This window comes from Pseudomonas veronii, from assembly GCF_002028325.1.
Lineage (GTDB): Bacteria > Pseudomonadota > Gammaproteobacteria > Pseudomonadales > Pseudomonadaceae > Aquipseudomonas > Aquipseudomonas veronii.
In genome coordinates, this window is the sequence record NZ_CP018420.1 from 2680967 (window position 1) to 2692621 (window position 11655).

Here is an 11655-nt window from a genome sequence, read left to right on the forward strand (position 1 = left end):
TGAGTGCCTGAACCACCGCTATCGGGAGCAAGCTCCCTCCCACATTTTTTGTGCGTGGTCAGGCAGTGGTCTTCGTGGGCCTGAGGCATTCGATGGAGCGGTCAACCGTGGTTTTGGCGATTTCCAGCAAATGCCACACCGCGAGGATCTTCGCCCGCTCCGGTTTCTCCAGCAGCTCCCCGCAATCCAGCGCCGTCGCCGAAGCGCTGTCCAGCAGACTGGCGGTGTAGAGCAGGGCGTCTTCGAAGCTCAGGTCTTCGTTGACGGCGTGGAAACCTTGGGTGGGCAGGTAATGGTCGATGGCGCGGTTGAAGGCAGCGCGGTCTTTGGTGGGATCGATGGGTGGGTCGGGTAGGGCTTTGGTCATGGTGAAACTCCTGTCTGATCAAGGAGACGGCACTCTTCGCGACTAAACGAAGGTGGCGGCTGTACGCAGGTTAGTCGACCGGTCAGAACAGGAACCCGGCGCGCCCGAAGGCGCCCTGCGCACAGCCACCATTGAGCTTCATGGGACCATGCGCCTGTTCTGAATCCGGGCGACTAAACCCGATCACTGATTTGGCAGTGACGGACCGCAGACTAGCCATCGATTCCAACAGGCACAAGGCGGCGCAGATTGTCTAGGAAACGTCCTGCAATTTAAAGCGACCCGGCTTGCTGGCCCTTTAAAAACCATGACCAGATGCCACTAACTCCAATGAAATGCGGTCCATGTGGGAGGGGGCTTGCCCCCGATGACGGAGTGGCAGTCACTGCATGAGTGCCTGAACCACCGCTATCGGGAGCAAGCTCCCTCCCACATTTTTTGTCCGTGGTCAGGCAGTGGTCTTCGTGGGCCTGAGGCATTCGATGGAGCGGTCAACCGTGGTTTTGGCGATTTCCAGCAAATGCCACACCGCGAGGATCTTCGCCCGCTCCGGTTTCTCCAGCAGCTCCCCGCAATCCAGCGCCGTCGCCGAAGCGCTGTCCAGCAGACTGGCGGTGTAGAGCAGGGCGTCTTCGAAGCTCAGGTCTTCGTTGACGGCGTGGAAACCTTGGGTGGGCAGGTAATGGTCGATGGCGCGGTTGAAGGCAGCGCGGTCTTTGGTGGGATCGATGGGTGGGTCGGGTAGGACTTTATTCATGGTGTAACTCCGAATTTTGAGTAAGGAGCCGAACCGGTCGCGACTAAACGAAGGTGGCGGCTGTACGCAGGTTAGTCGACCGGCCAAAATCGGAAACTCCGGCGCACCCAAAGGCGCCCTGCGCACAGCCACCATAAACTGCATGGACCATTGCGCCGAATTTGGAGTCCGGGCGACTAAACCCGATCACTGATGAGCAGTGACGGACCGCAGACTAGCCATCGATTCCAACAGGCACAAGGCGGCGCAGATTGTCTAGGAAACGTCCTGCAATTTAAAGCGACCCGACTTGCTGGCCCTTTAAAAACCATGACCAAATGCCACTAACTCCAATGAAATGCGGTCCATGTGGGAGGGAGCAAGCTCCCTCCCACATGGGAGAGTGGGGTTTATCGCCGACCCGCCCGCGTACTCACATCCACCCACACCGCCAGCACCAAAATGCTGCCCTTCACAATCATCTGCCAGTAACTGTCCACATCCAGCATCGACATGCCGTTATCCAGGCTGGTAATCACCAGCGCCCCGAGCAGCGCGCCATACACCGTGCCCGAGCCGCCGCGCATGGAGGTACCGCCGATAAAGCAGGCGGCGATGGCGTCGAGTTCGCCCATGTTGCCCGCCGACGGTGAACCGGCGGCGAGGCGTGCGGTGTTGACCAGGCCGGCGAGGGCGCACATCACGCCCATGATGCCGAAGATCCACAGTTTGACGGCCTGCACGTTGATGCCCGACAGGCGCGTGGCTTCCATGTTGCTGCCCACCGCATACACGCGGCGGCCGAATACGGTCTGGCTGGTGACGTAGCTGAACACGCCGAGCAACACCAGCAACAGCAGCACCGGCACCGGGATGCCGTCGTAGCTGTTGAGGATGGTGACGAACCCGGCCAGCACCGCGCCGATCACCGCCACGCGCAGCACGTCGCGAGTCAATGAGTGTGAGGCCAAGCCATGCAGTGCACGGTTGCGCCGTTGTTTCCAGGTCAAAAACAGGGTCAGGGCAAACAGCAAAATCCCGAGGCCGATGCCCACCGCATGCGGCAGATAGCCCTGGCCCACGTACACCAGCGACGGCGACACCGGCGCGATGGTGGTGCCGCCGGTGATGCCCAGCAGAATCCCGCGAAACGCCAGCATGCCGCCCAAACCGACGATAAACGACGGGATGCGCAGGTACGCGGTCATGTAGCCGTTGGCCAAACCGATCATCAACCCGCACAGCGCCACCAGGCTCAGGTTGGCCAGCAGCGGCAGGTGATAGACCACGTCCAGAATCGCCGCGAGCCCGCCCAACAAGCCGAGCATCGAGCCCACCGACAAATCGATCTCGCCGCTGATGATCACCAGCACCATGCCGCAGGCCAGAATCCCGGTGATCGACATCTGCCGCAGCAGGTTGGACAGGTTGCGCGGGGTGAGGAAGCCGCCCTCGGTCTGCCAGCTGAAAAACAGCCAGATGAACGCCACGGCGATCACCAACGCGAGCATTTTGTAGCGGGTAAACAGCTGTTTGAGCTGATTCATCTAAGCGGTCTTCCGATCATTATTATTTTGGCTGAGCGCAGCGGCGAGGACCTGTTCCTGGGTGAGGCCTTCGTTGATGAAATCCCCACGCAACTGGCCGTCGCCGATCACCAGCACGCGGTTGGACACGCCGAGCACCTCGGCCAGTTCCGAGGAGACCATGATGATCGCCACGCCTTCGGCCGCCAGCGCGCCCATCAGTTTGTAAATCTCATACTTGGCGCCCACATCCACCCCGCGCGTGGGCTCGTCGAGGATCAGCACCTTGGGCTTGGCCATGAGCATTTTCGCCAGCACGGCCTTTTGCTGATTGCCGCCGGACAGGCTGGTGATCGGCAAAAACGGGCTGGCGGTCTTGAGATGCATGCGCGCGATCTGCCGGTCGATGCTGCCCAGTTCGGCCTCGGCGTCGATGCGCGTCAGGTGCGCGTAGGTGTCGAGTACCGCCAGGGTGATGTTCTGGCCCACGCCCAGGTCGGGAATGATGCCCTGGCGCTTGCGGTCCTCGGGCACCATGCACAGCCCGGCGCGGATCGATTTGAGCGGCGTGCGCGTGTCGATCAGTTGGCCATCGAGCCAGACTTCGGCGCTGTAGCGGCCGGGGTAGGCGCCGAACAAGGCCGAGGCCAGCTCCGTGCGCCCGGCGCCGACCAGCCCGGCAATGCCGAGGATTTCCCCGCGCCTGAGTACGAAGGAGATGTCGTCCACGCGTTTGCGCTTGGGGTTGTCGACGTCGTAGCAGGTGACATGGCGCGCTTCGAACATCACCTCACCGATCTCATGCGGCTCGGTGGGGTAGAGGTTGCTCATTTCGCGCCCGACCATCTGCGTGATGATCCGGGGGATATCCATGTCGGCCATGGCGCTGGTCGCGATGTGCTGGCCGTCGCGGATCACCGTGATGGTGTCGCACACCGCCGCCACTTCATCGAGCTTGTGGGAGATGTACACGCAGGCCACGCCCTTGGCCTTGAGGCCCTTGATGATCTCCAGCAGCACCTCGATTTCCGAGCGGGTCAGGGCCGAGGAGGGCTCGTCGAGGATCAGCAGGCGCGCCTGTTTATTCAGGGCCTTGGCGATTTCCACCAGTTGCTGGTAGCCGCCGCCATACTGCGACACCGGCAGCGCGACGTTCATGTCCGGCACCTTCAGCTCGCGCATCAACGCTTCGGCGCGGTGCAGCATCGCCGGGTAGTTCATGCGCCCGCCGGGCAGGGTCAGCTCGTGGCCCATGAAGATGTTCTCGGCCACCGACAGGTCCGGCACCAGGGTCAGTTCCTGGTGAATGATGACGATGCCGGCCGCCTCGGTTTCGCTGATCGACTGGGCCCTGAGTGGCTGGCCATCCCAGAGGATTTCGCCGTCCCAGGTGCCATGGGGATAGACCGCCGACAGCACCTTCATCAAGGTGGATTTACCGGCACCGTTCTCGCCGCACAGGCCGACACATTCCCCCGGCCGTACCTTGATATCGATGCCGTTGAGCGCGTTGACACCGCCAAAGCGTTTGACGATGCCGTTCATTTGCAGCAGGTAGTGCGACATGGCGATGGCTCACACAAAAGGCCGAAGAAACGCGGTTTCCCGTAGGAGCGAGCTTGCTCGCGAAGAACCCCCAGGCAACGCGCACATCCAGGATGCCCGCGTCATCGTTGACGTTTTTCGCGGGCAAGCCCGCTCCTACAGGCCGATCTGCTCTTTGGTGTAGAAGCCGTCCTTCTCCAACAGGTCGATATTCGCCTTGGTCAGCGGGGTCGGGGTGAGCAGGATGGTGTCGACTTTCTTGCTGCCGTTGTCGTATTGCGAGCTGTAGGTGGGCTTCTCGTTGCGCGCCAGTTGCACCGAGAGCTTGGCGGCTTCGGTGGCGATCAGTTTGAGCGGCTTGTACACGGTCATGGTCTGGGTGCCGTCGATCACGCGCTTGACGGCGGCGAGGTCGGCGTCTTGCCCGGAGATCGGCACCTTGCCCGCCAGTTTCTGCGCGGCCAGGGCCTGGATCGCACCGCCGGCGGTGGCGTCGTTGGAGGCGACGATGGCATCGATCTTATTGTTGTTTCGGGTCAGGGCGTTTTCGACGATGCTCAGGGCTTCGGTCGGGTTCCATTCCTTGACCCACTGCTGGCCGACAATCTTGATGTCGCCCTTGTCGATGGCCGGTTGCAGCACCTTCATCTGGCCTTCGCGCAGGACCTTGGCATTGTTGTCGGTGGGCGCGCCGCCGAGCAGGAAATAGTTGCCCTTGGGCGCCGCCTGCAGCACGCCATTGGCCTGCATCTCGCCGACCTTTTCGTTATCGAAGGAGATGTAGGCGTCGATATCCGCGTTGAGGATCAGGCGGTCATACGACACCACCTTGATCCCGGCCTTCTTGGCTTCGGCGATGGCGTTGGTCAGCACGGTGGCGTTGAACGGCACGATCACGATCACGTCGACGCCGCGGGAGATCAGGTTTTCGATCTGGGAAATCTGCTTTTGCTCGTTGGCATCGGCCGACTGCACAAACACCTTGGCATCGAGTTTTTCCGCCGCCGCGACGAAGTAGTCACGGTCGCGGGACCAGCGTTCCAGGCGCAGGTCGTCGATGGAAAAACCGATTTTCGGATGGGCCGGATCGGCCATGACCGGCAGGGCGAGCAGGGCCAGGGCAGAGGCGAGCAGGGTGCGTTTAAATGACTTCATGGTGGTGCGTCCTTTTATTGTTGTTGGAAAGACACAGCGTGATGCGGGTAGAACTGTAGAGCGTCCCTCGACGCTCTGTGCGTAGATTTGTCGCGCAAATGTCACCGCCGCCCCCTGTGTAGGAGCGAGCTTGCTCGCGAAAATCGCGAACTCGACACGTTTATCCAGGCATCACGCGTCATCGTTGACGTTTTTCGCGAGCAAGCTCGCTCCTACGCAGAGGGCTGCGTGATCAGGTGTAGATAAACCGATTCACGATGCCCTCCAGCATCTCCTGCCGACCACTCACGGCCTGCGGGTTGAGTTCGTGGGCAAACGCATGTTCGGCCAGGGATTCCAGGCTGAATTCGCCGGCCAGTACCGCCTGGCCCAACGGTTGCTGCCAGCCGGCATAGCGCTGGTCCTTGAACTGCTGCAACCGATCGTTCTGCACCATCGCCGCCGCGCGTTCCAGCGCCAGGGCGAGCACATCCATGGCGGCGACGTGGCCGTGGAACAGGTCGATCTCGTCCAGGCTCTGGCGGCGCACCTTGGAATCGAAGTTGTAGCCGCCATTCTTGAAGCCGCCGGCCTTGAGGATTTCATACGTCGCGAGGGTCATCTCCTCGACGCTGTTGGGGAACTGGTCGGTGTCCCAGCCGTTCTGCGGGTCGCCGCGGTTGGCGTCGATGCTGCCGAAAATCCCGAGGGACACGGCGGTGGCGATCTCATGATGAAAGCTGTGCCCGGCCAGGGTCGCGTGGTTGGCCTCGATATTCACCTTGATCTCGTGTTCCAGGCCGTACTCATGCAGGAAGCCGAACACCGTGGCGCTGTCGTAATCGTATTGGTGCTTGGTCGGCTCCTGGGGCTTGGGTTCGATCAGCAGGTCGCCCTTGAAGCCGATCTTGTGCTTGTGCTCCACCACCATGTGCATAAAGCGCCCGAGCTGTTCGCGCTCGCGCTTGAGGTCGGTATTGAGCAGGGTTTCGTAACCTTCGCGGCCGCCCCACAGCACATAATTGGCGCCCTTGAGCCGCAGCGTGGCGTTCATCGCGCTGCACACCTGGGCGGCGGCGTAGGCGAACACCTCCGGGTCCGGGTTACTCGCGGCGCCGGCGGCAAAGCGCGGGTTGCTGAAGCAATTGGCGGTGCCCCACAGCAGTTTGACGCCGGTCTGTTCCTGGTGGCGTTCGAGGTGATCGACCATCTGCGCGAAGTGGTTGCGGTACTCCTTGAGCGAGCTGCCTTCCGGCGCCACGTCGGTGTCGTGAAAACTGTAGTAGTCGATGCCCAGCTTGGAGAAAAACTCAAAGGCCGCCTCGGCCTTGCCGATCGCCACTTCCATCGGCTCGCCGCTGCGCTGCCACGGGCGCTTGAAGGTGCCCATGCCAAACATATCCGCGCCGGGCCAGACGAAGGTGTGCCAATAACAGGCGGCCATGCGCAGGTGTTCGCGCATCGGTTTGCCGAGGATCAGTTTGTTGGCGTCGTAGTGGCGAAAGGCGAGGGGGGCGTCGCTGGCGGGGCCTTCGAAGCGAACCTTCTCGACACCGGGGAAGTACGTCATGGCGTGTTCCTTATTGTTCTTGGCGGTGTCTGGATACTAGCAACGGCACTGGGCCCGGCGATTATGAAAATCGTCAAGGTGTAGTGCGATTTTGAGTGGCGGGGTCTAACCTGTGGCGACCGGCCTCAGGACAAAAACAATGAAAACCCTACCGCCCGTCCACCGCATTGCCTTGCTGTTCAACGGCAGCAAAATCTATGACCGCGGCATCATCACCGGCATCGGCAATTACCTGAGCAGCACCCGCGCGTCCTGGGATTTGTTCCTGGAGGAAGATTTTTTGTGCCGCCTCAAAGGCATCGAGCGCTGGCAGGGCGACGGCATCATTGCCGACTTCGACGACCCGCTGATCGGCGAGGCACTGGCCGATATCAAGCTGCCGGTGGTGGCGGTGGGCGGTTCCTATGAGGATGCGCGTGCCTACCCCAGGGGCATCCCCTACGTGGCCACCGACAACCATGCGCTGATGAAGCTGGCGTATGAGCATTTGATCGAGGCCGGACTGACCCGGTTTGCCTGTTTCAGCCTGCCGCCAGCCCAGGCCAATCGCTGGGCCCAGGAGCGCGAAAAGGCCTTCAAGCGCCTGCTGCAACGTGATGGTTTGCCGGTGGAGGTGTACCGCGGCCTGGGCACCAGCGCGCCGTTGTGGGACAGCGCGGTGGAGCAGCAGATCGCCTGGCTGCAAAGCCTGCCCAAGCCCATCGGCATCATCGCCGTCACCGACGCCCGCGCCCGGCAATTGCTGCAGGCCTGCCTCACTGCCGGTATCGCCGTGCCGGAGGAGGTGGCGCTGATCGGCATCGACAACGACCCGCTGACCCGCACCCTCACGCGGGTGCCGCTGAGTTCGGTGATTCAGGGCACGGAAACCATGGGCCGCACGGCCGCTGCGCTGCTGCATCAGATGCTGCACGGCAAACCCTGCACCGGCACGCAGATCCTGGTGCCACCGGATGCAATCAATGTGCAGGCTTCCAGCTTGCATCAGCCGTTGGGCAATCCGTATGTGATGCAGGCGCTGCTGTTCATCCGCCAGTACGCCTGCCAGGGCATCAAGACCGCCCAGGTCGCGGCGTATGTCGGTGTATCGCGCTCATCCCTGGAATCGCACTTTCGCAAGACACGCGGGTGCAGCGTGCATGACGAGATCCTGCGCTTCAAACTCGCCGCCGCCGCCAAAGGCCTGGAAAACCACGCCCTGGCGATTGCCGATGTGGCGCAGCAGTGCGGCTTCAAGTCGGCGCAGTACCTGCATACGGTGTTTCGCCGTGAGTTTGGCTGTACGCCGCGGGAGTACCAGCAAGGCGCGGCCTAGAAAAAAGCCGCTTGCTCCGTGAAGAGGCAAGCGGCTTGGTCATTCACCGATCAACGAAACGCTGGCACGACCTGCTCGATAAACAGCGCCAGGGACTTTTTCTTCTCGGCATGGGGCAGGCTGTTGTCGCACCAGAAGCTGAACTCATCCACGCCCAGTTCCTGGTAGTACTTGATGCGCGGGATGATTTCTGCGGCGGTGCCGATCATCGCGGTCTTGTGCAGGCTGTCCAGCTCGAACTCCGGGCGGCCGGCGAATTTTTCTTCCGGGCTTGGCGCCAGGAAGCCATTGACCGGTACTTCCTTGTTGCCGAACCAGGCATCGAAGGTGCGATAGAACTTGGAGATCGCCTTGGCCCCGACTTTCCAGCCTTCCGGGTCGTCGGCAGCGTGTACGTGGGTGTGGCGCAGCACCATCAATTGCGGGCGCGGCACGCCGGGGTTGTTGTCGAGGGCGGTCTGGAATTTGTTTTTCAGGTCCAGGACTTCTTCGTCGCCCTTCATCAGCGGCGTGACCATCACGTTGCAGCCGTTGGCCACTGCGAAGTTGTGGGAGTCCGGGTCGCGGGCGGCGATCCACATCGGCGGGTTGGGCTTCTGTACGGGCTTGGGCACGCTGGTGGAGGTGGGGAATTTCCAGATGTCGCCGTCGTGGGCGTAGTCGCCTTGCCACAACGCGCGCACCACCGGGACCATTTCGCGCAGCGCCTGGCCGCCGCTGGAAGCGGGCATGCCGCCGGCCATGCGGTCGAACTCGACCTGGTAGGCGCCACGGGCCAGGCCGACTTCCATGCGGCCGTTGCTGATCACGTCGAGCAAGGCGCATTCACCCGCCACCCGCAGCGGGTGCCAGAACGGCGCGATGATGGTGCCGGCGCCCAGGTGAATGGTGGTGGTCTTGGCCGCGAGGTAAGCCAGCAACGGCATCGGGCTTGGCGAGATGGTGTATTCCATGGCGTGGTGTTCGCCAATCCATACGGTGCTGAAGCCACCGGCTTCGGCCATCAGGGTCAATTCGGTCAAGTCTTCGAACAACTGGCGGTGGCTGATGCTCTCGTCCCAACGTTCCATGTGTACGAACAGGGAAAACTTCATGACGCGTACCTCGGATCTATTGTGATCGGCCTGTCGACCGCGGGCCCTTAAGTGCTCTCGCCGTTGTAACGCTTGCCGGGGATAACGGCTGTTCGGCGGATTGATTGTTGGTATACCATAATATGGAATATCCACAAAACTTTTCTCTCCAACGATTACACTCCCACCTCACAAGGAAGGCGAGCCCGATGAACATAAAACAAAAACTGATCCTGGCCTTTGCGGTGATTGCCAGCCTACCGGTGATTCTGGTGGCTGTGCTGATCATCCTCAACGTGCATGAGGTTCTTCACCGAGCCGACCATGATCGCGTGGTCTCACGCCACTGGGAGGGGCTGACACCCCGCAATCAAACTGTGGGAGGGGGCTTGCCCCCGATGGCGGAGGAACAGCCAGCTTATCTGTAGCTGACCCACCGCCATCGGGGGCAAGCCCCCTCCCACAAAGTTTTGTGTGTGGCTTAAGCCGGCATGGGCAATGCGCCCATCTTGCCGTGGCAATACACCAGTGGCGCGGCGTTCTGCCGGGGCACGATGAGGTTCTTCACCGAGCCGACCATGATCGCGTGGTCTCACGCCACTGGGAGGGGCTGACACCCCGCAATCAAACTGTGGGAGGGGGCTTGCCCCCGATGGCGGAGGAACAGCCAGCTTATCTGTAGCTGACCCACCGCCATCGGGGGCAAGCCCCCTCCCACAAAGTTTTGTGTGTGGCTTAAGCCGGCATGGGCAATGCGCCCATCTTGCCGTGGCAATACACCAGTGGCGCGGCGTTCTGCTGGGGCACGATGAGGTTCTTCACCGAGCCGACCATGATCGCGTGGTCGCCGCCTTCGTACTCGCGCCACAGCTCGCATTCGATCACCGCCGTGGCATTCGCCAGGATCGGATTGCCCCGCTCGCTGAGCGTCCATTCGAGGCCTTGGGCCTTGTCTTTGCCCTTGCGCGCAAAGGCATACGCTTCGGTTTGCTGGCCGCCGGAGAGCACATGGATGGCAAAGCGTTTGTTCTTGATCAACACCGGGTATGAGTCGGAGCTGTAGTTGGGGCAGAACAGCACCAGCGCCGGGTCCATCGACAACGAACTGAAAGCACTGGCGGTCAGCCCGACGATTTGCCCGTCGTCATCGAGCGTGGTGATCACGGTGACCCCAGACGGAAACGAACCCATCACTTGTTTGTAGATAGCGGCATCGATCATGGGACGGTCCTCGGCGGTGGAGCGGTTTTTATAGGTTTGTAGGTATTATGGTATACCGTAATATAAGGCATGCAACTGCTTTTTCAAGCGCCCGATGAACGTCAATTCTTGGTCTTGTAACCAATAAATACTGGGGTAAAGGCGATAGATAGCTATTGGCCATGCGGCACATTAGCCGATCAGATTAGCGCCAGAGCTACGGATCAGTCGTGTGAAAAACTGGGGGGCGTGTGGCGCTGTCGAGCGTGATCCTCATCGGTTGCTGCCTGGCGACGCGTCAGCACACGCAGTCGGTCAGGGCGGGGCGGTTGGGGTATACCGACTGAACAGGTTTTTCTGGCGAGAGCGCGGCGTTAATCCTGGCTTACCGCATCATCGTTAACGACCCTCGCGGGCAAGCTCCGCTCCTACGGCGACGGAGTCATCTGTAGGAGCGAGCTTGCTCGCGAAAAACCCGAGAGCGCCACGTTGACCCCGGCTTACCGCGTCATCGTTAACGATCCTCGCGGGCAAGCTCCGCTCCTACGGCGACGGGGTCATCTGTAGGAGCGAGCTTGCTCGCGAAAAACCCGAGAGCGCCGCGTTGACCCTGGTTTTACGCGCGATCGGCAAGCCCCACCCCGCCAAACTCCTCCAACGCATCCCGCAACGCGCCGTCGAAGTAGTCCTTCGAGGCGCGGTCCCAGAGGATGTGGAACGCCGGCGCGTCCACGCTTCCCGAGTGGATGACGATCACATTGATCCGCGCCGCCGCCGTCTGCGCCACCGCCCCCGGCTTGAACGCCGGAAAACTGAGATCGACGCCGCACAGCTTGGCCATCACCTGGGCAATCACCGTGCCGCTGAGCAGCACGCAAGCATGACTGTCCTGGCGCGGCAGCAGGTAGTGGGCGCGGTGGTCGAGTTCCCAGCGCGCTTCTTCATCGGCGATGCGCTGGCCTTGATCCGCCGGGCTGCCCAGCAGCAGGTATTCGTTCTGTGACAGGCGCGCCACCCAGCTGCCGTCCGCCTGCGCGGTCGCTCGGTTGGGCGCGTCGGGCAGGGTGAAGCCGCGGGCCGTGAGGTACTCGGCGCTGTGTGCGCCGCGAAAGCCGACCCGGGGCAGGTCGGTCTGGTCGATCAGGCGGCAGGGCGGCGTGAGCAATTCGTGGGCTTTCAGACTGGTCAT

General features: G+C 61.7%; 11 protein-coding genes and 1 pseudogene. 2 read left to right on the forward strand and 10 right to left on the reverse strand.

From position 1 onward, the window contains the following. Nucleotides 1-58 precede the first annotated feature (58 nt). The 6 genes from PverR02_RS12480 to xylA all read right to left on the reverse strand — a co-directional run bounded on the left by PverR02_RS12480 (nt 59) and on the right by xylA (nt 6878). On the reverse strand, nt 59-367 hold the full coding sequence (locus PverR02_RS12480) for a DUF6124 family protein (protein ID WP_017847906.1): 309 nt from the start codon (nt 365-367) through the stop codon (nt 59-61). Between the two features lie 448 nt (nt 368-815). Further along, the gene (locus tag PverR02_RS12485; protein ID WP_079443517.1) at nt 816-1124 is read right to left on the reverse strand and encodes a DUF6124 family protein; all 309 of its coding nucleotides are present in this window, start codon (nt 1122-1124) and stop codon (nt 816-818) included. 389 nt (nt 1125-1513) lie between these two features. Next, on the reverse strand, nt 1514-2650 hold the full coding sequence (locus PverR02_RS12490) for a sugar ABC transporter permease (RefSeq protein WP_057005910.1): 1137 nt from the start codon (nt 2648-2650) through the stop codon (nt 1514-1516). Beyond that, complete coding sequence (gene xylG / locus PverR02_RS12495; protein WP_079443518.1) at nt 2651-4195, reverse strand: D-xylose ABC transporter ATP-binding protein; 1545 nt, start codon at nt 4193-4195, stop codon at nt 2651-2653. It lies immediately after the preceding gene. A 135-nt stretch (nt 4196-4330) separates the two neighbouring features. Then, nucleotides 4331-5329 (reverse strand): D-xylose ABC transporter substrate-binding protein, encoded by a 999-nt coding sequence (gene xylF / locus PverR02_RS12500; protein WP_017847900.1) that lies wholly within the window; start codon nt 5327-5329, stop codon nt 4331-4333. 232 nt (nt 5330-5561) lie between these two features. Then, a complete protein-coding gene (gene xylA, locus PverR02_RS12505; RefSeq protein WP_017847899.1) occupies nt 5562-6878 on the reverse strand; it encodes a xylose isomerase in 1317 nt (438 codons plus the stop codon). Nucleotides 6879-7017: 139 nt separating this feature from the next. On the opposite strand from xylA, the gene PverR02_RS12510 reads away from it, so the two are divergent. Beyond that, on the forward strand, nt 7018-8193 hold the full coding sequence (locus PverR02_RS12510; protein ID WP_046383927.1) for a XylR family transcriptional regulator: 1176 nt from the start codon (nt 7018-7020) through the stop codon (nt 8191-8193). A gap of 50 nt (nt 8194-8243) precedes the next feature. On the opposite strand, the gene PverR02_RS12515 is transcribed toward PverR02_RS12510, so the two are convergent. Continuing rightward, entirely contained in the window at nt 8244-9287 is a 1044-nt protein-coding gene (locus PverR02_RS12515) for an LLM class flavin-dependent oxidoreductase (protein ID WP_046383926.1), read from the reverse strand. 188 nt (nt 9288-9475) lie between these two features. On the opposite strand from PverR02_RS12515, the gene PverR02_RS12520 reads away from it, so the two are divergent. Further along, the gene (locus PverR02_RS12520) at nt 9476-9694 is read left to right on the forward strand and encodes a hypothetical protein (protein WP_046383925.1); all 219 of its coding nucleotides are present in this window, start codon (nt 9476-9478) and stop codon (nt 9692-9694) included. A gap of 53 nt (nt 9695-9747) precedes the next feature. On the opposite strand, the pseudogene PverR02_RS12525 reads toward PverR02_RS12520, so the two are convergent. The 3 genes and pseudogenes from PverR02_RS12525 to PverR02_RS12535 all read right to left on the reverse strand — a co-directional run. After that, nucleotides 9748-9858: pseudogene (locus tag PverR02_RS12525) on the reverse strand (flavin reductase family protein); the annotation flags it as partial. A 143-nt stretch (nt 9859-10001) separates the two neighbouring features. After that, nucleotides 10002-10487, reverse strand: a complete 486-nt coding sequence (locus PverR02_RS12530) for a flavin reductase family protein (RefSeq protein ID WP_057005908.1) — start codon at nt 10485-10487, stop codon at nt 10002-10004. 595 nt (nt 10488-11082) lie between these two features. Further along, entirely contained in the window at nt 11083-11655 is a 573-nt protein-coding gene (locus PverR02_RS12535) for a sarcosine oxidase subunit gamma (RefSeq protein WP_079443519.1), read from the reverse strand.

Coding starts and splice junctions, on each gene's coding strand:
- PverR02_RS12480 (WP_017847906.1), bottom strand. CDS start 367: ATGACCAAAGCCCTACCCGACCCACCCATCGATCCCACCAAAGACCGC.
- PverR02_RS12485 (WP_079443517.1), bottom strand. CDS start 1,124: ATGAATAAAGTCCTACCCGACCCACCCATCGATCCCACCAAAGACCGC.
- PverR02_RS12490 (WP_057005910.1), bottom strand. CDS start 2,650: ATGAATCAGCTCAAACAGCTGTTTACCCGCTACAAAATGCTCGCGTTG.
- xylG (WP_079443518.1), bottom strand. CDS start 4,195: ATGTCGCACTACCTGCTGCAAATGAACGGCATCGTCAAACGCTTTGGC.
- xylF (WP_017847900.1), bottom strand. CDS start 5,329: ATGAAGTCATTTAAACGCACCCTGCTCGCCTCTGCCCTGGCCCTGCTC.
- xylA (WP_017847899.1), bottom strand. CDS start 6,878: ATGACGTACTTCCCCGGTGTCGAGAAGGTTCGCTTCGAAGGCCCCGCC.
- PverR02_RS12510 (WP_046383927.1), top strand. CDS start 7,018: ATGAAAACCCTACCGCCCGTCCACCGCATTGCCTTGCTGTTCAACGGC.
- PverR02_RS12515 (WP_046383926.1), bottom strand. CDS start 9,287: ATGAAGTTTTCCCTGTTCGTACACATGGAACGTTGGGACGAGAGCATC.
- PverR02_RS12520 (WP_046383925.1), top strand. CDS start 9,476: ATGAACATAAAACAAAAACTGATCCTGGCCTTTGCGGTGATTGCCAGC.
- PverR02_RS12530 (WP_057005908.1), bottom strand. CDS start 10,487: ATGATCGATGCCGCTATCTACAAACAAGTGATGGGTTCGTTTCCGTCT.
- PverR02_RS12535 (WP_079443519.1), bottom strand. CDS start 11,655: ATGACCAGTCTGAAAGCCCACGAATTGCTCACGCCGCCCTGCCGCCTG.